Here is a 22,753-nt window from a genome sequence, read left to right as displayed (position 1 = left end):
ATCTTACAGGGCCTAACAACTGATGAGTGCCAATGCCGCTTCGCCAATCACCCTCGAGTCTCCTTTTACCACCCTGCCGGAGCTGATTGCCCAACACGGACGTGACCGCTCGGAACAGACGGCGCTGATCCAGGATGATCGCCGCGTTACATACGGGGAGCTGGATCGGTTGGCCAACCGCGTGGCCGCGTCTCTGCAGCGTGACGGCCTTGAGCCAGGCGACAGCATTGCGATCTGTTCCAGCAATTCGATCAACTACGCCATCCTGTTTGTCGGCGCACTGCGTGCTGGCGTAATCGTAGCCCCGCTAGCGCCCTCCTCGACGCCGGAAAGCCTACTGATCATGCTCAAGGATTCCGCTGCGAAACTGTTCTTCGTCGATCAACATACCGACCGGGAGCTGAGCGGGGTCCAGGAGCGGATAACGCAGCCCTTGTTCACTCTGGACGATAGCCGGCCCGTAGAGGGATTTTCCGAATGGCTGACTGACGCTGCGCCGAAGCCGGTAACGCTCTCCCCCGAGATGCCGTTCAATATCATCTACTCGTCCGGCACCACCGGCGAGCCCAAGGGCATCGTGCAATCGCATGGCATGCGGTGGTCGCACATCCAGCGCGGCCTGGCGTTTGGTTACGGCGCGAATTGCGTCACACTGATGTCGACCCCGCTGTATTCCAACACCACGCTGGTCTCCTTTTTACCGACGCTAGGCCTGGGTGGCACGCTGGTATTGATGAGCAAGTTCGACGCCAAGAAGTATCTGGAGCTTGCCGCCGAACACCACGCCACTCACAGCATGCTGGTGCCGGTGCAATACCAGCGCATCATGGCGCGGGAAGACTTCGATCAGTACGACCTGTCCAGTTTCCAGATGAAGTTCAGCACCAGCGCGCCCTTTCATGCCGAACTCAAGGCCGATATTCTCCAGCGCTGGCCCGGTGGGCTTCTGGAGTTCTACGGCATGACCGAAGGCGGTGGCTCCTGCATGCTCGCCGCACACGCGCATCCCGACAAGCTCGCCACTGTCGGCAAACCACTGGATGGCCATGACATGCGCGTGATCGACGAAGAGGGCAACGAACTGCCCCGTGGCGAAATCGGCGAGGTGGTGGGGCATTCGGTCGCGATGATGACCGCCTACCTCAACAAACCGGAGAAGACCGCCGAAGCAGAGTGGTATGACAGTACCGGCAAGCGCTTCATCCGCACCGGCGATGTCGGCCGTTTCGATGAAGACGGTTTCCTGACACTGATGGACCGCCGTAAGGACATGATCATCAGCGGTGGTTTCAACATTTATCCGAGCGACCTGGAGGCCGAGCTGCGCAAGCATCCGGACCTGCAGGAAGTGACCGTTATCGGCGTGCAGTCGCGCAGCTGGGGCGAAACCCCGGTGGGTTACGCGGTACTCAAACCGGGCGCAACCACAGCTGCCGAAGACATTCTGCAGTGGTTCAATGAGCGGGTGGGCAAGACCCAGCGACTGAACCGCCTGATACTTACTGATGAGCTGCCACGCAGCGCCATCGGCAAAGTGCTCAAGCGAGAGCTACGCGATAGCTTCCAGGCAACCCATGGTGAGCTGGACTGACGCCGGGAATTGCTACTGAGCCACGTGTCCGGCGAAGACAAGAAATTTTGTCCTCGGCGGGCCTTGCGGGTATCCTCTAGCGCCTCTGGTCTGACATGGTGTGACTTTCGCCCCTGGTCAGCAGTCTGAGCTTACGCTGGCGGATGCCTCACACAATTATTACCGCCAAGCCGAATCATTAGCGCCCCACCTTTGGGGATGAGCAGGAGCTTCTATGTCTAGACAAAACGCGTACAGCCGGGAAGAGCTGCTACAGTGCAGCCGCGGTGAACTATTCGGCCCCGGAAACGCGCAATTGCCCGCCCCGAACATGTTGATGATCGACCGGATCGTTCACATCAGCGAGACCGGCGGCCGCTTTGGCAAGGGTGAAATCGTTGCCGAGCTGGATATCCATCCTGACCTGTGGTTCTTCGCCTGCCACTTCGAAGGCGATCCGGTAATGCCCGGATGTCTGGGTCTGGATGCGATGTGGCAATTGGTTGGCTTCCACCTTGGCTGGTTGGGCTTTGAGGGCCGCGGTCGCGCACTCGGCTCCGGCGAGGTGAAGTTCTTCGGCCAGGTCCTGCCGACCGCGAAGAAGGTTACCTATACTATTCATATCAAGCGCACCATCAATCGCTCCCTGACACTCGGCATTGCCGATGGCAGCATGGCTGTTGACGGTCGCGAGATCTATACCGCCGAAGGTCTGCGGGTAGGTCTGTTTACTTCTACTGACAGTTTCTGAGGATTATCACTATGCGACGCGTCGTGATTACCGGTATGGGTATCGTTTCCTGCCTTGGCCAGGATGTCGAAACCGTGGCTGCCAGCCTTAAAGAAGGCAAGCCGGGCATTACCTTCAACCCTGAATACAAGGAAATGGGCCTGCGTAGCCAGGTCTCCGGCAGCATAAAGATCGATCTGGATGCCGCCATTGATCGCAAGATCAAGCGCTTCATGGGCGATGCGGCGGCCTTCGCTTATATCTCCATGCAACAGGCGATTGCCGATGCGGGTCTTTCTGAAGAACAGGTCAGCAACGTCCGCACCGGCCTGGTTGCCGGTAGCGGTGGTGCTTCTACGCTGAACCAGATGGAATCGGTGGATCTGCTGCGTGAGAAAGGCGTGAAGAAGATCGGGCCGTACCGTGTGCCGCGCACCATGAGCAGCACTGTGTCCGCCTGTCTGGCCACCCCCTTCAAGATCAAGGGCGTCAACTACTCGCTGTCCTCGGCTTGCGCCACCAGTGCCCACTGTATCGGCCATGCCGCAGAGCTGATCCAGCTCGGCAAGCAAGACGTGATGTTCGCCGGCGGCGGTGAAGAAGAGCACTGGTCGCAATCGATGCTGTTCGATGCCATGGGCGCTCTGTCCACCCAGTACAACGACACGCCGGAAAAAGCGTCGCGTGCCTATGACAACAAGCGTGACGGTTTCGTTATCGCTGGCGGCGGCGGCATGGTTGTCGTCGAAGAGCTGGAGCACGCTCTGGCCCGCGGCGCCAAGATCTACGCCGAAGTCGTCGGCTATGGCGCGACTTCTGACGGCTACGACATGGTCGCTCCCAGCGGTGAAGGCGCGGTGCGCTGCATGCAGCAGGCGCTGGCAACCGTCGATGGCAATATCGAGTACCTGAACACCCACGGCACCTCCACTCCAGTCGGCGACGTTGCCGAACTGAAGGCGATCCGCGAAGTGTTCGGCGACAAGGCTCCCAAGATCAGCTCGACCAAGAGCCTGTCCGGCCACTCGCTGGGCGCTGCCGGCGTACAGGAAGCCATCTACTGCATGCTGATGCTGCGCGATAACTTCCTTGCCGCCTCGGCGAATATCGATGAGCTGGATGAAAACGCCGGTGATCTGCCGATTCTGCGTGAGCGTCTGGATCAGGCGGTGGATCTGGTCATGTCCAACAGCTTCGGCTTCGGCGGCACCAACGCTACGCTGATTCTCAAGCGCTGGGCCAACGCCTGATCCTTTTGCGGGCGGATTTCTGCCCGCAAGAATCGCGTGAAGACCAACGCCGTTATCCTCCGGGATAACGGCGTTTTCGTATGCACTTTTCGCCGGGTTGTAGCGCGCCTGCGCTACGAAAACCTCATCCTCATAGTCCTACTGGAGGCAGGTCGACCCTGGGGTTGTAGTGCCCCTGCGCTACGACAAGACTGATCCGTGCCCGGCTAATCTGCCACAACAGAACCGACTCGTCTGGACCACAGTGAATCGAACCGCCATGCTATGGTCCGGTCAGATACACAAGTGCTGTAACCCCAAGCATCACCCCGGTCGCACGCTTATCCACGGAGCCCCATGAACCAGCAAGCTGATATTCGCCGCCTGTTACCCTCAGTCGATCAGATCCTCGCCTGGCCGCTTATTCACCAACTGCAGCAAAACCATGGCCAGCCACTGGTCAAACAGGCGGTGATAGAAGAACTGGATCAGTTACGCCAGAACCATTGCCCGTGCGAGCCGGACCAGCTCGCCGCAGCAGTCGAGAACCACCTGCTGCGACTGCTAAGCCCTTCCCTGCGCAAGGTGTACAACCTGACCGGTACCGTGTTGCATACCAACCTGGGACGCGCGCCTTTGCCGGAAGAAGCTGTCCAGGCGATGTGTGACGTCGCGCGCGGCGCCAGCAATCTCGAGTTCGACCTTGAAAAAGGCAAGCGCGGCGATCGTGACAGTCACGTAGAAGCCTGGCTATGTCGCTTGACCGGCGCCGAAGCCGCCACGGTGGTGAACAATAACGCCGCCGCGGTTCTATTGATGCTCAATACTCTGGCGCGCGGTAAGGAAGTCATCGTATCCCGGGGTGAACTGGTCGAGATCGGCGGTGCCTTCCGCGTGCCTGACATCATGCAGCGAGCCCAGTGCAAACTGCGCGAAGTGGGCACCACCAACCGCACCCACCTCAAAGACTATAACGAGGCTGCCAACGCCCGGACCGGGCTGATGATGACGGTGCACACCAGCAACTATGTCATCCAGGGCTTCACCGCGAGCGTACCCGAAGCGCAGTTGGCGCAAGCCGCACATGCCCATGGTGTGCCCTACGCGGTAGATCTTGGCAGCGGCAGCCTGGTCGATCTTCGTCGCTGGGGTCTGCCCTACGAGCCAACGCCGATGGACAGTCTGGCAAATGGCGCGGATCTGGTGTCATTCAGTGGCGACAAACTGCTCGGCGGCCCGCAGGCCGGCATAATCGTTGGCAAGCGGGCGCTGATCGACAAATTGAAAAAGAATGCACTCAAGCGCGCGCTGCGTTGCGACAAGGTAACCCTGGCAGCGCTTGAGGCTGTCCTGCGCATCTACGCCAACCCCGAGCAACTGGCTAGCCGGCTGCCAAGCCTGCGCTGGTTGAGCCGGTCGCAAGCAGAAATCGCCGAACAGGCCGAACGCTTGTTGCCCGCCATGCAGATTTGGGCAGATACCCTGTTCTGCGTGACTTCGGAGCCGGTTATGGGTCAGATCGGCAGCGGCGCCCTGCCCGTCGAACAACTACCCAGCCAGGCATTGGTACTGACACCGAACGCATCCAAACGCAGCGCAAATCGCAGCCTGCAGTCGGCCCAGAAGGCACTGAGGGAGCTCCCGGTACCCGTCATCGGGCGAATTAACGACAGGCGTCTGATTCTGGATTTGCGATGCCTTGACGAAGAGTCGGAGCTGATAAACCAACTGCGCAAATCCTGACGCATTGGACCGGGCGCCTATCCGGGCGGCCAGCGGTCACAAAGTAGCCAACTGTGATTGACCTTTGCACTCACAGGATGTCTATTGGTTATACCGCCTGCCGCAGCAACGCACTCGCCGCATCCGACCAACGTACGCACCGTCGCATGGGAGCTCCGTCGATGAATTATCCTCGAATTGCCCGGCTGTTATGCTTGCCACCGCTGATCGTTGGCCTGATCATGGGGAGCCAGGTCAACGCTGATGGCGGGCACTATCGAGCCGCTCCACCCCGAGCCGATAGTTATGGTGACACGCATTACCGGACGCCAGGCCACTATCGTCCCGCCCCTTCTGTGCAAGTGCAATCCGGCGGTTATCGGCTGTATTTCAGTTCCGGTGACTCGCGCCCCGGGCTCAGCCCAGGCTACGGAAATGAGAGGCATGAAAGAAACCGGCAACATCGCTCCGAGCAGCATTACCGTTCCAGGGACAGGGCACAGGAATATCGCCGGCAGCGCCCGCAGCAGCACAATCCCCATGCGCAGCCGGGCAACCCGCGGGCAGGCGAGAACCGGCTGGGCTCTGGCAATTCGCAGATGCGCAGACCGCCGCAGATGCAAGATCCCGGTCCGCTTCGTAACCGTCAGCCTGAACGTCGCTACCGCTAAACAGGCGCGAGGCCGGGCCATTCAGCGCCCCTGCACTAGTTTGCCAGCGCCGCCTGTGCTTTCTTCACCGTAGCGCGCTGTGCCAGGCGCGCCATCACCAGCGATCCTATACCGCATGTCGCCATGACTGCTGTCATGGGCACCGCCGTACCATCGTGCAGGATGCCGACCAGCGCTGAGGTGATACCTGCGATGACAAACTGCATGGTTCCCATCAGCGCCGATGCCACGCCTGCCTGGTGCCCCTGCCCCGCCATGGCTTCGGCAGAGGAATTGGGCAACACCAGCGCGATGACCGCGACACTGCCGAACAGCGGCAGCAAAAAAGGCCATAAAGACATAGGTTGGTAGATAGCGACGGCCAGTAACAGCACATTGCACACCGCAAAAAACAACGTCGTAAAGCGCAACAGCTTCATTGGCGGATGGCGACGCAGGAACCAGCTATTGATCTGCGCGAACAGGATGAATCCTGACGCGTTTATCGCGAAAAACCAGCCGAAATGCGCGGCTGAGATGCCGTAGAGTTCGATTATCAAAAACGGCGACCCGGCAATATAAGCGAACATTCCAGCCATAGCGATGCCGCCGGTGAGTGCATGAAACATGAACAACGGTTCACCCAGCAGCCGGCGATAGCGCCCCAGAGCGCTCGACAGCGCAGGCGGCGTCACGGTCGGTGGCAGCGTCTCCTTCAGGCCAAAAAACACTGCAAAAGAAAATACCGCCGAGAACAATGTCAGAAACAGGAAGATCCAGGTCCAGTTCCCCAGCGCCAGCAACCACCCGCCGGCAAGCGGCGCCAGAATAGGCGCAACCCCCATCACCAGCATCAGCTGGGAGAACGCCTTGGCGGCTTCGATCGGCTCACATAAATCGCGCACCACCGCCCTGTTCACCACTATGCCGGCGCAACCGCCAAGCGCCTGAGCGAAGCGCGCAACAATCAACCACTCAAGCGTGGGCGCCAGAGCACAGGCCAACGACGCGGCGCAGAATAGTCCAATACCGAACAGCAATGGCTTGCGACGACCAAAACGGTCTGCGATCGGGCCGTAGAACAGTTGTCCAAGCGCCAGCCCGAGAAAGTAGGCGGAAAGACTCAGCTGAATGTGCTCGCTGTCCGTCGCGAATGCTTCGGCCATTGCCGGAAAGGCAGGCAGGTACAGGTCTATGGCGAGTGGGCCAAAGGCACTCAAACCACCCAGGATGAGAAGAATCTTTAACGGCATAGGGTATTCCGGAGACGGGTCCCGACCGATGCGTAGCCGGAACCAAAACGATCATGATGACAGAAACAATTGCTGCATGCCTGCAACAGACCATTGCACTGATGATTCCGGACCTGATCAGGCCATGCCGTTCAACTTGGCGACGGGCCTCGCCAACAAATCCGCGGTACCCCGTTATCGACAGGTTTCGATTCAAGGTAGCATAGCGATCCCACTTTCGACCGGAGCCCTCATGTCGAGCTCTAACCAGCACGAGACACTAGGCTTCGCTCTGCGCTGCATCGCCCCCTATCGTTGGCGGGTCGCAGGCGCTTTGCTCGCATTGGTATTCACCGCCGGGATCACGCTCTCGCTCGGCCAGGGGCTTCGTCTGATGGTCGACCAGGGATTCGTGACCGGTTCGCCTGAACTGCTCAATCAGAGTGTGGGCGTGTTTCTGCTAATGGTCGTGGCGCTGGCGATCGGGACCTATGCCCGCTTTTATCTGGTGTCCTGGATTGGCGAGCGGGTCGTGGCGGATATTCGCCAGCGGGTTTTCGATCATGTCATCGATCTGCATCCCGGTTTCTTCGAGACCAATCGAGGATTGGAGATTCAATCGCGCCTTACCGCCGATACCACCGTCCTTCAGTCCGTGATCGGTTCGACTCTGTCCATTGCTCTGCGGAATGGGTTGATGCTGATCGGCGGCATCGTCCTGCTGGTGGTGACCAACCCGAAACTCACCAGTATTGTCATGCTGGCCGTTCCACTGATTGTTGCACCGATCATCTATTTCGGTCGACGCGTGCGCAGGCTTTCACGCCTGAGCCAGGACCGTGTGGCCGATGTCGGCAGTTATGTCGGCGAAGTGCTCGGCCAGATCAAGACAGTCCAGTCCTACAACCACCAGGCGCAGGATCGGGCGCGTTTCAGCACCGTCGTCGAACAGGCCTTTGAGGTATCCAGAAGCCGCATCCGCCAGCGCGCCTGGCTGACGTCCATAGTAATAGTGCTGGTACTTGGCGCAATCGGGATGATGATCTGGGTCGGCGGTCTGGATGTGATTGCGGGCAGGATCAGCCTTGGCGAACTGGCTGCCTTCCTGTTCTACAGCCTTATCGTGGGGCTTGCGGCCGGTGCGCTTAGCGAGGTCATTGGCGAGTTGCAACGGGCCGCGGGGGCCGGCGCGCGTATAGTCGAGCTGCTCCGTACCGAACAGGAAATCAGCGCACCGAAGACCGGTTTGGTGCAACTACCGGAAAGGCTTTCGCAGGGCATCGCCTTCGACCAGGTGAGTTTCAGCTATTCCACGCGCCCGGATGTGCCGGTAATCAGCGACTTCTCCCTGGATATACGCATTGGAGAAACCCTGGCTCTGGTTGGTCCTTCAGGTGCCGGAAAGTCGACACTGTTTGACCTGCTGCTGCGTTTTTTCGATGTCACCGGAGGCCGCATCACCATCGATGGCCGCGATATCCGCGCTCTCGAGCCAGCACAGCTGCGTGCCTGCTTCGCCCTGGTGTCGCAGAACCCGGCACTGTTCTATGGCAGCGTAGCCGACAACATTCGTTACGGGCGCCCGGAAGCGGACTCGTCAGCCATTGAGGCTGCTGCCCGCGCCGCGCACGCCGATGAGTTCATCGCGGACATGCCCAACGGCTATGAGACGCAACTCGGTGATGCCGGATTAGGTCTGTCGGGTGGGCAGAAGCAGCGCCTGGCCATCGCCCGTGCGCTGTTGACCGATGCCCCCATTTTGCTGCTCGACGAAGCGACCAGCGCGCTGGATGCGCGCAGTGAATATCTTATTCAGCAGGCCATGCCCAGACTGACCCAGGGCCGCACTACCATCGTCATTGCCCACCGTCTGGCAACGGTGAAGAATGCAGATCGCATTGCGGTAATCGATAAAGGGTGCCTGGTAGCGCTAGGTACGCACGAGGAGCTGGTAAGGCATAACGGCCTCTATGCACGCTTGGCCGAACTGCAATTTGGCACCGCGACAATTTGACAGGATTCATTTAGGGTCTGTTGCCGTTTCATCGCGGCCGCGACGGAGGTCCGTTTGGTGCAGAACAAGGCGCGAGGAGTGAAATTTGGTTGTTCCAAATGAGCGACGAGTAACGCAGTGCTGCGCTAAACGGGCCCCGTCCCTTCGGGTGGGGCCGCCTAGGTTGCGCGTCAAATGACGCCATGCGGCGTTGCGGGACTTGGCAAGGGAACAACCATTACCTGCATCCCGCGCCTTGCGGATCGCCGCCCGGCCTGGCGCCATTTGATACAGCAACGCGGCTCGCGATGAAACGGCAACAGACCCTAAAACGCGGGCCATGAGCGGCCCGCGTCCCAGGTGGTCAACTGAAATCAGTCAAGTGACTGGAAGAACGCCGCGCTTTCGCTCGCAGCAAAGCCAGGCCATTCGTGGTTTCTTGAGTTAGGCTGCTCTGCCAGGCTGTACTCACACCAGCGCACCGGATATCCGGTGTCACAGTTGGTGTATTCCACACAACCATTCTCAAGCTGACGCGTCTCCTCGCCACACATGTTCGCATCCAGCCAGTACTGTTTCTGGGCCAGCCCATCTGTGAACGGAATGAGTTTGTCCTGCGGATCGTGGGCGGCCCAGGCCGCAGCGCGGCCGACGCACTCCGAAGCGCTCTTCTGCGGCGGCGCCGAAGCGACGGCCGAGAATGCGCGAACCACATCGCCCCGCTCACAGGCCAGGCGAGAAGCGAACAAACCGCCCATACTCATGCCCATGGTAAATACCCGGTTCTCATCCACACAGGCTTCGCCGCGCAGTTCTTCATACATCGCATCGAAGAAGGCCACATCCCGCGAGCCAACCGTCTCCCAGCTCCTACGCTCGGGATACTCCGCAGCGCTGGGAACCGGCATACCCTGCGGGTGGACCACTATTGCAGCCTCGCCCATGGTTTCGACTACACCGTTTGTCGCTTTGTAGTTCTTGCCTTTTTCCTTGAGTTCGTCTCCGCGTCCGTGGAAGCTGAATACCACCGGGTAGGCTTTCTCCGGATCGTAGCCAGCCGGAAGATCAAGAATATAGCGCCGGTCGTCACCGCCCACTGCAATAGTCCGGCTACCGGCTTGCGGGGCTGGTCCGCCGCAGCCTATGGACGGTGCTGCAGGCGTGGGTCCTGCGGTCGGCGGTGGTGGCGGTTCGGCTATCGGATCATCAGCCGGTGGCGGATCTACCGGGTCAGCTGGAGCAGGATCGCCAGTAACCGGCGGCTCAGTGCCAGGGTCTGTGCCTGGCTCCGTGCCAGGATTGCCGGCGTCTGGCTCAGGTTCGGTAATGACATCAGGCGCGGTTTCATAATCGTCATCGTCGTCTCCGCTGCTACAACCCGTCGCCAGAATCGCCAGCGCCACACAGTACAGCAATTTATATTTGGTCATCGTGTCCCCCTTATAGTCACCCGGAACATTCCGGTGGTCAGCGGCAGACGTGAAGCAGACTGCACGAAAGGAAACACCACGTTTTCAACAAACATTTTCCCTACTACGACTTACCCTCACGCTCAAGCCACAAGCGTCAGCCGAGTCTGACGGCTGACCCACCGAGAAGTGCAGTCCAGACCGCTCGGCTTGTGATGGACTTCAACTTCAACGCACTGTTTTTCGCCGAACGGATGCTGTGAAAAAGCCACTAAAGCCGCTATCAGAGGTACGGAAAAACAGGTACTTCTGACGGAATACCGGATAGCTAGCATTTGCGGGAGGGAATATTGATATGCGAAAGCGGGCCGGTTAACCCGCTTTCCAATGGCCGATCAGTCAAGCGCAAGAAAGAAGTCGGCGGCCTCGCGAGGAGCGAAACTCGGCCATTCATGGTGGCTTGAATAGGGCTTGTCTGCCTGGCTGTATTGACACCAGCGCACCGGATAGCCCGCGTCGCAGTTGGTATATTCAACACAGCCGTTACTCAACTGGCGGGTTTCCTCGCCGCAGACATTTGCGTCCAGCCAGTAATCCCGGAGCGCCAATCCATCGCTTGTGTAGTCAATCAGCTCATCCTGGGGATCATGGGCTGTCCAGGCGGCGGCGCGTCCGACGCACTCGGTGGCGCTTTTCAACGGCGGCCCGGCGGCAGCCGAAGCAAACGCCCGCACCACGTCACCCCGTTCGCAGGCCAGCCGGGCCGCGAAGAAACCGCCCATGCTCATACCGGTGGTGAATACGCGGCTTTGATCGACGCAGGCTTCGCTGGTCAGTTGATCGTACAGGTCGTCGAAGAAGGCGATGTCGCGATCGCCGGTACGCTCCCAGCTATCCCGCTCCGGTTCAACCGGCGCGCCCGGGTCGGGCACCCCCTGAGGGTGGACCAGTATCACTGCATCGCCCATGGTCTCCCGCAAATTACTGCTGGTGCGAAAATCACTTGCCGTCCGCCCTCGACCATGGAAGCTGAATACCAGCGGATAGGCTTTGTCGGCATCGTAGCCGGTCGGGAGATCGAGAATGTATTGTCTGGTGCCACCTGTGACGGCGATGCTCCTGTTGCCTGTTTCTGGAACGGGTCCGCCGCAGCCGATTGAGGGCGTGGGCTGCGAGACCCCGCCGCCTGGCGGTGGGTTGTCCCCAGGATCCTCGGCAGGTGGCTCATCGACGGGCGGTGGATCTGTGGCGGGGGGTTCGTCTATGGGCGGCTCGCTTGTTGGCGGCTCTTCTACCGGTGTCCCTGGGTCTTCTGGGGGTGTATCGGGCGGCGCATCAGAGCCACCTCCGCCTCCCCCGCCGCAGCCCGTCGTCATCACTGCAAGTGCCATCCAGCACGCCAGATTCATCTTCGTCATCGTGTTTCCTTTTTCCGTGTCCAGCCGGATACCTATCCGGCGTCAGCAGCTGGCATGAAGCAGATTGCACGAAAGGAAACACGACGTTTTAGCAAACATTTTCCTGGAACGACTTGCCACAACGCTCTCGCTACAAGCGTAGCGCTAGGACGCCATGCAGTTCGAAAAGTGCCGTTGCGCAGACAACAGTTTGCGAACCGCTCGTCACTTGGAGAACGTTGTTTCAACCGCCAGGCGAAGCTGTTCCATCGCCCGTTGCAGGTTGGCTCGACGGGTGCCGATATTCAGACGCATGAAGCCGCTGCCGCCTTCGCCAAAGCTGATTCCGGGGTTGAGCCCCAGCCCGGCCTGCTTGATAAAAAAGGCCTTGAGTCCAGCATCGCTCAACCCCAGGCCACGACAGTCAAGCCAGAGCAGGTAGGTGCCTTCCGGTTCGATCAGGCTGATGCGGGGTATGTGTTCGCGCAAATAATCACTGACGAAACGGTGGTTGTCCTGCAGATACTCCAGCAACGCATCCAGCCACGGACCGCCGGATCGATAGGCTGCTTCGAACGCAGTCAGGCTGAACGGATTGGCCTGTTCCATGTGCAAAGTTTCGAAGACCTGCTTGAGTGCTTGGCGGTGATCCGGGTCGGGAACCACCAGCGCTGAGAGACCGAGTCCGGGCACATTGAACGTCTTGCTCGGCGCGACCGCCGTGATTACCTGATCATCCGCCTGCGCGACATTCGCCAGCATCAGATGGCGCTTGCCGGGAAGTACCAGATCGCAATGAATATCGTCGGACAGCAGAATCAAGTCATGACGCCGCGCAATCTCCAGCACTGCGCGCAGCTCATGTTCCTCCCAGACGCGCCCGACAGGGTTATGCGGTGAGCAGAGAATCAACATGCGCGCGCCCTGCGCCGCACATTGCTCGAGGTGCTCCAGATCCATCTGATAGCGACCGTTTTCCAGGCGCAGCGGATTGTCAATCAGGCGGCGTCCGGTCTTGTTAACCGAGCTGAAGAACGGCGGATACACCGGAGACTGAACGATAATGCCCTCGCCCGGATTGGCAAAAGCCATGATTGCCGCGTGAATGGAGGGCACGACACCGGGCGCCATGAGTATCCAGTCACGTTCGATGTGCCAGTCGTGCCGGGTAGCAAACCAGTCAATCATTGACTGATACAGACTGTCGGGGAACAGGCTGTAACCGTAAACCGGATGCTGCGCGCGTTCGACCAACGCGCTGGTCACCGCTTCGGGTGCTGCGAAATCCATATCGGCCACCCATAACGGCATCACATCCTCGCCGCCAAAGACCACTCTCCGCGCATCGTATTTTACGGACTGGGTCCCCTCGCGGCGGATGTCCCGGTCAAAATCAAAACTCATATTCCGTACTCCCTTGCTTGTTGTCAGAAGGCGCGGCACCAACGGGGAATGCAATGACCGCGACACCCGTCCACCCGTTGCGGTCCCATTGCTTTATAGCTGCCCTGTTTGGGGTCTGCCTGCAGCGCCCCCATTCAGGCTCACCAACCCCCGAAAGGCAAGTGCCTGTGGCCTGACACCCCCCCGGTCTGAGAGCCTGTTCCATACACCCGGCCGCTCCGTCTCAGCCCCCATGAACGCGCTTCTGCAGCCAGGGTTGCATAGCCCAATTAACCTGCCTACGCTGGAACAAGGGTTTGTTGATCCAAGGCGAGCCAGCAGCCCTTGCGTTCCAATGACGCATTTATAAATCAGGAGGCTTGATGTCACTTTCCCGCTTGAATTCACCACGCTTGTTTCGCCAGCAATGTTACATAGGCGGGAGCTGGGTAGACGCCCAGAACGAAGCCCGTATCAACGTGGACAACCCCGCCACTGGCGAGGATCTCGGCAGCATTCCGTCGCTAAGCGCAGCGGAGATCGAATCAACGATTGATACCGCCCAGGCAGCCTTTGATTCCTGGAAGCGTACTACCGCGCAAGAGCGCGCCAATTTGCTGATGCGCTGGTATCAGCTGATGCTCGATCATCAGGAGGATATCGCCACCCTGATGACCATGGAACAGGGCAAGCCGCTGGTCGAATCCCGTGGCGAAGTAGCCTATGCCGCGTCCTTCGTGCGCTGGTTCGCCGAAGAAGCACCCCGCATGTACGGCGAAACCATCCCCGGTGCCAAGCCTGGTCAGCACATTATCGTCAACCGCCAACCGGTAGGTGTTACCGCAGCCATCACGCCCTGGAACTTCCCTGCAGCGATGATCACCCGCAAGGCCGGCGCGGCGCTGGCAGCCGGCTGCAGCATGATCGTCAAGCCTTCAGAGGCGACCCCTTATACGGCGCTGGCACTGGCTGAGCTGGCCCACGAAGCCGGCATCCCGCCGGGGGTGTTCAACATCGTTACCGGCGATTCAAAAATGATCGGTAAGGTGCTGACCAGCAGCCCGATCGTACGCAAGCTCAGTTTCACCGGGTCCACCGGCGTCGGCAGTCAGTTGATGGCGCAATGCGCCGAACATATCCAGAAGGTCTCGCTCGAACTGGGCGGCAACGCGCCCTTCATCGTCTTCGATGACGCGGACCTCGAGCGTGCCGTGGAAGGCGCGATGATCTGCAAGTTCCGTAACACCGGCCAGACCTGCGTCTGCGCCAACCGTTTTCTCGTCCAGCGCAGCGTACATGAGAAATTCGCCTCGCTGCTGGCCAAGGCGATGGGCGAGCTGAAGCTCGGCAATGGCCTGGACGATGGCGTCACCCAGGCGCCCCTGATCAACCGCGCTGCGGCAGAAAAGGTACAGCAGCATTATCAGGACGCCATCGGCAAGGGTGCCACTCACCTCTACGGACCGACTCCCGGTAGCGATCAAGGCAGCTTCGTGCATCCGGTGCTTATTTCCGACGTGTCGACAGATATGCAGGTCTGCCACGAAGAAACCTTCGGGCCGCTAGCCGCGATCATGACCTTCGAGACCGAAGAAGAAGCCATCAAGATCGCCAACGACACGCCCTACGGCCTGGCCGCCTATTTTTACAGCCGTGACATCCACCGCTGCTGGCGGGTTGCCGATGCACTCGAAGCGGGCATCGTCGGCGTCAATGAAGGCGCCATTTCCAATCCCATGGCACCTTTCGGCGGCGTCAAGGCTTCGGGCCTCGGTCGCGAAGGGTCACGTCATGGCCTCGAGGAATATACCGAGCTGAAGTACATCTGCATGGGCACGGAGTAATCCTATGACCGAGCAATCCGATATCCGCATCGCTCTGATGCCGGGAGACGGTATTGGCCCGGAGGTCATGGATGCCGCCGAAGCGGTATTGGAGGTACTCCGTGAATGCTATTCGCTGCCGCTGAACTGGGATCGGCTCGACTGGCCAAGCACCACCTGGCACAAGGAATACGGCGAGATGATGCCGGCCAATGCGCTGCGCCGCGTATGCATTTACGACGCACTGTTGATGGGCGCGTTGGGCGACCCCGGCCCGGTCAGCGACTCGGAGCGTTACAAGCTGTCCGACAGTATTTCGCTCGCGCCGCTTTTGACCTTCCGCAAGGGGCTCGATCTCTGGGCCTGCGAGCGGCCGGCGCGGCTGCTGCCAGGTGCACCACGGTATCTGGCTGATCCACGCGCGGCGGATGTCGACATGCTGGTCATCCGTGAAAACAGCGAGGGTGAATACGTCAACCAGGGTGGCCGGCTGAACAAGGGCACGCCGTTCGAGGTGGCGACTCAGCTGGAAGTATTCACTCACCGTGGCACCGAACGGCTGATCCGGCATGCCTTCCTGCGCGCCGAACAGCGCATGGCGCAACGAGGTGAAACGCAGCAATTTTACTGTGCAGAAAAAGGCAGCGCGCCAGCGCAGGTGTGTCTGATCACCAAGCGCAACGCGCAGCCGAACTGGGGCGAGCTGTATACCGAGGTGTTTGCCGAGGTGGCAAAGGAGTTTCCGCATATTGGCATCCACCATCAGCTGGTCGATGCCGCCTGTATGAAATTCGTGCAGAGCCCCTGGGAGTTCGACGTGGTTGTTGCCAGCAACCTGCACGGGGACATTCTGACTGATCTGGCCGCCGTGCTGTCGGGCGGTCTGGGGCTCGCGCCCTCCTGCAACATCAATCCGGATAGTCGCGAGCTACCGGCGCTGTTTGAACCAACCCATGGTAGCGCGCCAGATATTGCAGGCCAGGACAAAGCTAATCCGGCCGCCATGCTGTTGACCACCGCCATGATGCTTGAATGGCTGGGATTCACCGATCCCGCAGACGTCGTGCGTCACGCCGTTGCGCAGGATCTGCAGGCCGCCGGCGATCAACCCCGAAGTTGCCAGGCAATTACCGCTGGTGTGATCGAACGCCTCAATCGCTGAGCAATTGAACTAACCGCGACGGGAACACCGTCGCTACCGCTTCACCGGGACCCAGGCCCCGTCCACCCGACAGGAGTCTCTTTATGAGTCACTTATCACCCTTGTTGAAGCAATCCAGCCGAGTCTGCGCTGACCATGGCCAAGGCAGCTGGCTATATGACACCGACGGCAAAGCCTACCTCGACTTTACCTCCGGAATCGGCGTTACCAGCACCGGGCATTGCCACCCGACGGTCGTCGCGGCCGCGCAGGAGCAGGTCGGCAAGATGATCCATGCGCAATACACTACCGTTACCCATCGCCCTATGCTGGAGCTGACCGACCGGCTGGTTGAAAAGATGCCCGCTGGCCTCGACTCGATCGCCTTGAGCAACTCCGGTTCCGAGGCAGTGGAGACGGCCATGCGCCTGGCGCGGCACGCTACGCGCCGCGCGAATATCATCGTCTTCAACGGCGGCTTTCATGGCCGCACCATGGGCGCCGCCTCGCTGACGACCTCCGGCACCAAAGTGCGTACCGGCTTCCACCCGATGATGGCTGGCGTAGTTGTCGCGCCCTACCCGCACAGTTGGCGTTATGGCTGGAGTGAGGAACAGACCACCGAGTTTTGCCTGCGCGAGCTGGACCATATCCTCAAAACCCAGACCGCTCCTGACGACACAGCCGCCATTCTGATCGAGCCGGTACAGGGTGAATATGGTTACTACCCGGCCAATACCGCCTTCATGCAAGGTCTGGCTGAACGCTGCAAACAACACGGCATCCTGCTGATCTGCGATGAGATCCAGGCCGGTTATGGACGCACCGGCAAGTTCTGGAGCCATCAGCACTTCGATGTCCAGCCGGATATTCTGATCACAGCGAAGGGCCTGGCCAGCGGCTTTCCGCTCTCTGCCATTGCTGCCTCGGCGGAGCTGATGGCCAAGGGCGCGCCTGGCTCCCAGGGCGGTACTTACGGCGCCAACGCGGTGTCCTGCGCGGCGGCCCTGGCCACACTCAAGGTGATTGAGCAGGAAAACCTGATCGAAAACGCTGCCGCTCGCGGAACGGAATTGTGGGATCAGCTGCATGCGTTGCAAAGTGACTATCCAATCATCTCCACCATTCGCGGCAAAGGACTGATGTTGGGTATGGAGATCGGCAAGGGGCCGAATCAACCGATGCCGGATGTCGCCCTACGCCTGACCGAGGCGGCAGAAGCCCAGGGCTTGCTGTTGTTGCGCTGCGGTATTGACGGCCAGATTGTGCGCTGGTTACCGCCGCTGGTGGTGACAGCCGAGGAGATCACCGACGCGGTGGGTCGTTTCGCCAAGGCGCTGGCCGAGGTCCAGCCATGACCGAGGTGTTGGTACTGGTCGCGCCCGGCGACGACACCTTGCCGGGGCTTGCAACACTGCCAAGTGAGGTCCGGGTGCGCACGGTCAGCGAAGAGTCCGAACTGCGGGAAGCACTGACGGATACTGATGTGCTGCTGGTAACCGACTTTCGCACCGGCCTGCTTGAGCGCTGCTGGCCGGATGAGCACCGTATCAGCTGGGTTCACGCGGCCAGCGCCGGGGTTGATGCACTGATGTTCCCCGCGCTGATAGAGAGTGACACTCAGATAAGCAACGCCCGCGGTGTGTTTGACCGCGGGATAGCGGAATATGTGCTGGGCGCTGTGCTCATGTTCGCCAAGGACACCCTGGGCAATCTGTCGCTGCAACGCCAACACAGATGGCAACACCGTGACACCGAGATGATTGCCGGGAAACACGCATTGATTATCGGTGCCGGCTCGATTGGTGGCGAGGTGGCAACACTGCTCTCGGCAGTGGGTCTGAGAGTCACTGGTACCGCGCGCAGCAGCCGTGACGATCCGCGCTTCGATTCGGTAGTCAGCAACAATCAGCTTTTTGAATGGCTGCCGCAGGCAGATTACGTGGTGATCACTGCACCCTTGACCGACGACACACAAGGTTTGTTCGACCATCGCGCCTTCCAGGCCATGCAGCCGCACGCGCGGCTGATCAATGTCGGGCGCGGCGCTATTGTCATCACCGATGATCTGCTCACCGCTTTGCGAGAAGGTGAGATTGCAGGCGCAGCGCTGGACGTGTTCGAACAGGAGCCCTTACCGCAAGACCACCCTCTCTGGGACATGCCCAACGTGATGATATCGGCGCATATGGCCGGTGATTTCATCGGTTGGCAACAGGCACTCGGCGAGCAGTTTGTCGCCAATTTCAATCGCTGGCAAAAAGGAGAGGCTCTTTTCAACCAGGTGAAAAAGAGTTGATACGGCAAAGGCTGGCTGCAATAGTGCGGCTACGCCCCATCCGTCGAAGGACGTGTTTTTTCGTGTAGAGCAAGACGACGGGAGAAACAATCATGTCCAAAGACATACTGCAGCTGACCGCTGTTGAACTGCTTGCGCGCTACCGGGACAAGAGCCTGTCGCCAGTAGAAGCCGCCAGCGCCATGCTCGATCAGATCGAGCGGGTGGATACCCATACCAACGGCTTCTGCCTGGTGGATCGGGACACAACACTGGACCTGGCCAGTGAATCCGAACAGCGCTACCAGAACGGGGAAACCCGTGGCCTGCTTGATGGCGTGCCGGTGGCGGTAAAGGATGTATTTCTTACACCGATGTGGCCCACGGTCAAAGGCTCGAAAACCGTCGACCCGGCCAGCACCCTGAACAAGTCCGCACCCGCCACGGCCGCGCTGTCGCGCCACGGTTATGTGCCAATCGGTAAAACCACCACACCGGAGATGGGCTGGAAAGGCGTGACGGATAACCCGATCGATGGTGTCACCAATAACCCGTGGAATGCAGAAAAAACCGCGGGCGGCTCCAGTGGTGGCAGCGGCGTGGCGGTGGCGCTGGGCATGGCGCCTCTGGCCCTGGGGACCGACGCTGGCGGCTCGATCCGGATTCCGGCGGGATTTTGCGGCATCGTCGGTCTCAAGCCCTCCTTTGGTGAAGTACCTCATTGGCCGGCCAGCCCGTTCGGCACCCTCGCCCACGCCGGCCCGATGACCTGGACGGTGGAAGACTGCGCGCTGATGATGAACGTGCTCACCGAAGCCGACCACCGCGACACCAATGCCGTACCGCGTCGCAATATCGACTATTTGGCCAACCTTAAAAACGGGGTCAAAGGCCTGAAAATCGGCTTTAGCCCCAACCTGGGTTATGTCGACGTGGATCCAGAAATCGAGACCGCTATCGCCGAGGCGGCGAAAGTGTTCGAACAGCTTGGCGCGGAAGTCATTCGGGTGGATCCTGGATTCAGCGACCCGCTGGCAGCATTCGGACATCTGTTCTACGGCGGCGCAGCGAATGCCATGCGCGACCTGGGTCCGAAAAAGCGCGAGCAAATGGATCCGCAACTGGTAACCGTCGCGGAGAAAGCCTCTCGTCTGAGCATGCTGGAGTACCTGGGCGCGGTAAACGAGTCCATGGCGCTGCGCGAGCGCATGGCGAATTTTCATCAGAAATACGATCTGCTGCTGACGCCTACCCTGCCCTTGACGGCCTTCGATACGGGTCGGGAGGTGCCTGTGGACTGGCCCAGCACGCGCTGGCCCACCTGGACGCCCTTTACCTACCCGTTCAACATGACCGGCCAACCAGGACTCGCCGTACCCTGCGGCTTCGACAGCAACCAGATGCCGATCAGCCTGCAGTTGATTGGCGCGCGCTTCAATGACGCGTTGGTATTGCAAGCCGGATACGCCTATCAGCAGGCCGCGCCGCTGACTGACCGCCGTCCCCCGTTATTCAGCGCCTAGGCGCCAAGGAGGTCACCATGCCCCTAAGCAACATGGACATCGAGCTGTACGAATCCGAAGATCCTATCTGGAACCCGGCGCTGTTGACCATACCCATCCCCGGCATACGCCGTATGGTCAACATGGCTGCGGGAATGAAGGATGTCATTCATCTGTCGATCGGTCAGCCCGACCTGCCGACGCCCAGCCATGTCATTGATGCCACCATCGAGGCACTACGTGCCGGACAGACTGGCTACACCATGGATGCCGGCCTTCCCGAGCTGCTCGAATCACTGGCCCTGTACTACAGCGACCGATACCAGCGCAAACTGACCTCGGAGAACATCCTGGTCACGACGGGGGCAACGGAAGCTATCTATCTGGCCTTGACGGCGGTCTCGGCTCCCGGCCGTCATTTCATCGTGCCAGACCCGGCCTTCACGCTGTATGCCCCGCTCATTCGCATGAATGGTGGCGAAGTTACCGAGGTGCGCACCCGCGTCGAAAACAATCATCAACTCGATCCTCAGGAGGTGATCGATGCGATAGAGCCTCATACCTATGCCATCGTGCTCAACTCACCGAGCAACCCGACGGGGACCGTTTATCCCAAGGAAACGCTTGAAGCGATTCTGGAGGAAGCGGCCTATCGCGACATTCAGGTGATCAGCGACGAGGTTTATGATCATCTTATTTATGATGGCAAGGAATACCCCTCGGTGCTGTCCTGCACCAGCGATATCGACAATGTCATGGTCATGAGCAGTTTCTCGAAAACCTACAGCATGCCCGGCATGCGTATCGGATGGATGATTGCCAGCCAGGCGGCGATCAAGAAACTGCGGCGCTATCACATGTTCACCACGACGGTCGCCAATACGCCCTGCCAGTGGGCCGGCGTTGCGGCGCTGCATGGCGACAACGCCTTCATCGACCATATGCGTTCGGAATACACAGTGCGCCGCGACCGGCTGGTCGAACTGGTGGAGCAGACGCCTTTTCTCACAGGTTACAAGCCCGAAGGAGCCTTCTATCTGTTCCCCTCGCTGCCCGAGGGAGTCAACGGCACCAACGTCGCGTTGCGCCTGCTCAAGGAAACGGGGGTCTGCACCATTCCCGGCGAAACCTTCGGCAGCCATTGCAGCAATGCCATTCGGCTGAGCTATTCCACTTCGGTGGAAAATATCGAAAAAGCCTTTGAACGCATCATTCCCTGGATGGAAAAGCAGGATTTCGGATAGAGGCCGGTCTATCGCGGGCGTTTTTGCCGGAGGCTAAACGCCCGCGATAGTCGTGTCGCCGGGCGAGTGGTCCCGGCCACTCCTGTCGAAAACAAACCGATCTATGCTGTTCGGGTGCGCAACCTAATCGCAGATCTAGCCCATGCCCGTTCCCGCCCTTGTTGATCGTCTGTACCGCACCCACTCGCGCCGCGTCCTGGCGACGCTCATTCGTCTGCTCGGCGACTTCGAGCTGGCCGAAGAATCCATGCATGACGCTTTCGCTGCCGCGCTACAGCAGTGGCCTGTCCAGGGCATTCCGGTGAACCCCACCGCCTGGCTGATCGGCACCGGGCGCCACAAGGGTATCGATCAGATCCGCCGCAGGCAGACCGCCAGCCAGCATATGCAGCAGCAGATCGAACTTGGCGAGATTCCCGCGCACGCCTTTGATGACCGCAGCGTTGACGATGATCAGCTACGGCTGATCTTTACCTGCTGCCACCCCAGTCTGGCAATGGAAACCCGGTTGGCCTTGACGTTGCGGGAGATGTGCGGTCTGACCACCGAGCAGGTCGCACGCGGCCTCCTGCAGCAACCCGCAACCGTCGCGCAACGCATAGTGCGGGCCAAGCGCAAGATCCGTGATGCGGCGATCCCCTATGAAGTGCCTGAGGGCAAGGCGTTGGCCGAGCGCTTGCACAGCGTATTACGCGTCGTCTATCTGGTATTCAACGAAGGGTATTCCAGCAGTGAAGGCGAAACCGTGACCAAGGTCAGTCTGACTGACGAAGCAATCCGTCTCGGCCAGCTACTGAGTTCGTTGCTGCCGCAGGCCGAGGTCTACGGGCTGCTGGCATTGATGCTGCTGCAAGACTCCCGCCGAGCCGCCCGACAATGCCCGGACGGCGATTTGATCACCCTTGAGCAGCAAGATCGGAGTCTCTGGGATAACCGAAAAATCCAGGAAGGGTTGCAATGCCTCGATGCAGCGATGCAGCTGCCGCAACCCAGGCTCTACAGCGTGCAGGCCGCCATTGCCGCAGAGCACGCCCGTGCTGCCAGCGCAGCGGAAACCGACTGGCACGAGATCGTGGAATTGTACGATGTACTTATCCGCCTCGATCCCTCCCCGGTGATCGCCCTGAACCGAGCCGTCGCCATGGCCATGCGCGACGGCCCCGAAGCTGGCCTGACTCAGTTGGCACAACTGGCTGGTAGCCCCGAGCTGCGACATTACTATCTGTTTCACGCAGCCAGGGCGGATCTGTTTCGGCGGGCCGGCCAGACTAATGCGGCACGCGAGGCCTATCAGCAGGCTATCGCCCTGACCCGTCAGGATCCTGAGCGCCGCTTACTGCAACGCAGGCTATCAGGCCTGCGGGAATAAATTGATGCCTGGCTGTCGATTTCGGCCATCCCGTCACGACTATTCATGCAACCGACAGCTTTGCTGATCAACCGACGGAGG

At 59.9% G+C, this 22,753-nt stretch carries 17 protein-coding genes; 13 read left to right on the top strand and 4 right to left on the bottom strand.

The window, feature by feature from the left end:
* Positions 1 to 22 precede the first annotated feature (22 nt).
* From G3M63_RS13690 to G3M63_RS13670, 5 genes are all read left to right on the top strand, one after another.
* The gene (locus G3M63_RS13690) at positions 23 to 1,591 is read left to right on the top strand and encodes a class I adenylate-forming enzyme family protein (RefSeq protein ID WP_163983495.1); all 1,569 of its coding nucleotides are present in this window, start codon (positions 23 to 25) and stop codon (positions 1,589 to 1,591) included.
* A 214-nt stretch (positions 1,592 to 1,805) separates the two neighbouring features.
* Positions 1,806 to 2,321, top strand: coding sequence for a 3-hydroxyacyl-[acyl-carrier-protein] dehydratase FabA (gene fabA / locus G3M63_RS13685; protein WP_150301160.1), 516 nt, complete (start codon positions 1,806 to 1,808; stop codon positions 2,319 to 2,321).
* A gap of 11 nt (positions 2,322 to 2,332) precedes the next feature.
* Positions 2,333 to 3,550: a beta-ketoacyl-ACP synthase I gene (gene fabB, locus G3M63_RS13680; protein WP_150301159.1), complete on the top strand. Its 1,218-nt coding sequence runs from the start codon at positions 2,333 to 2,335 to the stop codon at positions 3,548 to 3,550.
* A 336-nt stretch (positions 3,551 to 3,886) separates the two neighbouring features.
* Positions 3,887 to 5,272, top strand: a complete 1,386-nt coding sequence (selA, locus tag G3M63_RS13675; RefSeq protein WP_163983494.1) for an L-seryl-tRNA(Sec) selenium transferase — start codon at positions 3,887 to 3,889, stop codon at positions 5,270 to 5,272.
* A 161-nt stretch (positions 5,273 to 5,433) separates the two neighbouring features.
* On the top strand, positions 5,434 to 5,922 hold the full coding sequence (locus G3M63_RS13670; protein WP_150301157.1) for a hypothetical protein: 489 nt from the start codon (positions 5,434 to 5,436) through the stop codon (positions 5,920 to 5,922).
* A 35-nt stretch (positions 5,923 to 5,957) separates the two neighbouring features.
* Here G3M63_RS13670 and G3M63_RS13665 read toward each other — a convergent pair whose 3' ends face one another.
* Positions 5,958 to 7,154 (bottom strand): multidrug effflux MFS transporter, encoded by a 1,197-nt coding sequence (locus tag G3M63_RS13665; RefSeq protein ID WP_163983493.1) that lies wholly within the window; start codon positions 7,152 to 7,154, stop codon positions 5,958 to 5,960.
* Positions 7,155 to 7,386: 232 nt separating this feature from the next.
* Between G3M63_RS13665 and G3M63_RS13660 the strand changes: the two genes are divergently transcribed.
* Entirely contained in the window at positions 7,387 to 9,147 is a 1,761-nt protein-coding gene (locus tag G3M63_RS13660; RefSeq protein WP_163983492.1) for an ABC transporter transmembrane domain-containing protein, read from the top strand.
* A gap of 353 nt (positions 9,148 to 9,500) precedes the next feature.
* On the opposite strand, the gene G3M63_RS13655 is transcribed toward G3M63_RS13660, so the two are convergent.
* The 3 genes from G3M63_RS13655 to G3M63_RS13645 form a co-directional block, all read right to left on the bottom strand.
* Positions 9,501 to 10,556: a PHB depolymerase family esterase gene (locus G3M63_RS13655; protein WP_150301154.1), complete on the bottom strand. Its 1,056-nt coding sequence runs from the start codon at positions 10,554 to 10,556 to the stop codon at positions 9,501 to 9,503.
* A 374-nt stretch (positions 10,557 to 10,930) separates the two neighbouring features.
* Positions 10,931 to 11,953, bottom strand: a complete 1,023-nt coding sequence (locus tag G3M63_RS13650) for a PHB depolymerase family esterase (RefSeq protein ID WP_163983491.1) — start codon at positions 11,951 to 11,953, stop codon at positions 10,931 to 10,933.
* A 204-nt stretch (positions 11,954 to 12,157) separates the two neighbouring features.
* A complete protein-coding gene (locus tag G3M63_RS13645) occupies positions 12,158 to 13,336 on the bottom strand; it encodes a MalY/PatB family protein (protein WP_163983490.1) in 1,179 nt (392 codons plus the stop codon).
* Between the two features lie 362 nt (positions 13,337 to 13,698).
* Between G3M63_RS13645 and G3M63_RS13640 the strand changes: the two genes are divergently transcribed.
* The 7 genes from G3M63_RS13640 to G3M63_RS13610 all read left to right on the top strand — a co-directional run bounded on the left by G3M63_RS13640 (position 13,699) and on the right by G3M63_RS13610 (position 22,672).
* Complete coding sequence (locus G3M63_RS13640; RefSeq protein ID WP_163983489.1) at positions 13,699 to 15,159, top strand: NAD-dependent succinate-semialdehyde dehydrogenase; 1,461 nt, start codon at positions 13,699 to 13,701, stop codon at positions 15,157 to 15,159.
* Between the two features lie 4 nt (positions 15,160 to 15,163).
* On the top strand, positions 15,164 to 16,300 hold the full coding sequence (locus tag G3M63_RS13635; RefSeq protein ID WP_163983488.1) for an isocitrate/isopropylmalate dehydrogenase family protein: 1,137 nt from the start codon (positions 15,164 to 15,166) through the stop codon (positions 16,298 to 16,300).
* An 83-nt stretch (positions 16,301 to 16,383) separates the two neighbouring features.
* Positions 16,384 to 17,637, top strand: a complete 1,254-nt coding sequence (locus G3M63_RS13630) for an aspartate aminotransferase family protein (protein WP_163983487.1) — start codon at positions 16,384 to 16,386, stop codon at positions 17,635 to 17,637.
* Positions 17,634 to 18,578: a D-2-hydroxyacid dehydrogenase gene (locus G3M63_RS13625; RefSeq protein WP_163983486.1), complete on the top strand. Its 945-nt coding sequence runs from the start codon at positions 17,634 to 17,636 to the stop codon at positions 18,576 to 18,578. Before G3M63_RS13630 ends, G3M63_RS13625 begins: the two co-directional genes overlap by 4 nt.
* A 92-nt stretch (positions 18,579 to 18,670) precedes the next feature.
* Entirely contained in the window at positions 18,671 to 20,080 is a 1,410-nt protein-coding gene (locus G3M63_RS13620) for an amidase (RefSeq protein WP_163983485.1), read from the top strand.
* Positions 20,081 to 20,097: 17 nt separating this feature from the next.
* Positions 20,098 to 21,303, top strand: coding sequence for a pyridoxal phosphate-dependent aminotransferase (locus G3M63_RS13615; protein WP_150301146.1), 1,206 nt, complete (start codon positions 20,098 to 20,100; stop codon positions 21,301 to 21,303).
* 142 nt (positions 21,304 to 21,445) lie between these two features.
* Positions 21,446 to 22,672, top strand: a complete 1,227-nt coding sequence (locus tag G3M63_RS13610; RefSeq protein ID WP_163983484.1) for an RNA polymerase sigma factor — start codon at positions 21,446 to 21,448, stop codon at positions 22,670 to 22,672.
* Positions 22,673 to 22,753 lie beyond the last annotated feature (81 nt).

Origin of the sequence: Pseudomonas sp. OIL-1, assembly GCF_010669185.1 — a bacterium.
In the GTDB taxonomy this organism is placed as follows: domain Bacteria; phylum Pseudomonadota; class Gammaproteobacteria; order Pseudomonadales; family Pseudomonadaceae; genus Halopseudomonas; species Halopseudomonas profundi.
Note: the sequence above shows the minus strand (reverse complement) of the source record. Positions and strands in the feature narration are given on the sequence as shown.

What these genes read in the sequence shown, in the direction of transcription:
- G3M63_RS13690 (WP_163983495.1), top strand. Translation starts at nt 23, where the DNA reads ATGAGTGCCAATGCCGCTTCGCCAATCACCCTCGAGTCTCCTTTTACC.
- fabA (WP_150301160.1), top strand. Translation starts at nt 1,806, where the DNA reads ATGTCTAGACAAAACGCGTACAGCCGGGAAGAGCTGCTACAGTGCAGC.
- fabB (WP_150301159.1), top strand. Translation starts at nt 2,333, where the DNA reads ATGCGACGCGTCGTGATTACCGGTATGGGTATCGTTTCCTGCCTTGGC.
- selA (WP_163983494.1), top strand. Translation starts at nt 3,887, where the DNA reads ATGAACCAGCAAGCTGATATTCGCCGCCTGTTACCCTCAGTCGATCAG.
- G3M63_RS13670 (WP_150301157.1), top strand. Translation starts at nt 5,434, where the DNA reads ATGAATTATCCTCGAATTGCCCGGCTGTTATGCTTGCCACCGCTGATC.
- G3M63_RS13665 (WP_163983493.1), bottom strand. Translation starts at nt 7,154, where the DNA reads ATGCCGTTAAAGATTCTTCTCATCCTGGGTGGTTTGAGTGCCTTTGGC.
- G3M63_RS13660 (WP_163983492.1), top strand. Translation starts at nt 7,387, where the DNA reads ATGTCGAGCTCTAACCAGCACGAGACACTAGGCTTCGCTCTGCGCTGC.
- G3M63_RS13655 (WP_150301154.1), bottom strand. Translation starts at nt 10,556, where the DNA reads ATGACCAAATATAAATTGCTGTACTGTGTGGCGCTGGCGATTCTGGCG.
- G3M63_RS13650 (WP_163983491.1), bottom strand. Translation starts at nt 11,953, where the DNA reads ATGACGAAGATGAATCTGGCGTGCTGGATGGCACTTGCAGTGATGACG.
- G3M63_RS13645 (WP_163983490.1), bottom strand. Translation starts at nt 13,336, where the DNA reads ATGAGTTTTGATTTTGACCGGGACATCCGCCGCGAGGGGACCCAGTCC.
- G3M63_RS13640 (WP_163983489.1), top strand. Translation starts at nt 13,699, where the DNA reads ATGTCACTTTCCCGCTTGAATTCACCACGCTTGTTTCGCCAGCAATGT.
- G3M63_RS13635 (WP_163983488.1), top strand. Translation starts at nt 15,164, where the DNA reads ATGACCGAGCAATCCGATATCCGCATCGCTCTGATGCCGGGAGACGGT.
- G3M63_RS13630 (WP_163983487.1), top strand. Translation starts at nt 16,384, where the DNA reads ATGAGTCACTTATCACCCTTGTTGAAGCAATCCAGCCGAGTCTGCGCT.
- G3M63_RS13625 (WP_163983486.1), top strand. Translation starts at nt 17,634, where the DNA reads ATGACCGAGGTGTTGGTACTGGTCGCGCCCGGCGACGACACCTTGCCG.
- G3M63_RS13620 (WP_163983485.1), top strand. Translation starts at nt 18,671, where the DNA reads ATGTCCAAAGACATACTGCAGCTGACCGCTGTTGAACTGCTTGCGCGC.
- G3M63_RS13615 (WP_150301146.1), top strand. Translation starts at nt 20,098, where the DNA reads ATGCCCCTAAGCAACATGGACATCGAGCTGTACGAATCCGAAGATCCT.
- G3M63_RS13610 (WP_163983484.1), top strand. Translation starts at nt 21,446, where the DNA reads ATGCCCGTTCCCGCCCTTGTTGATCGTCTGTACCGCACCCACTCGCGC.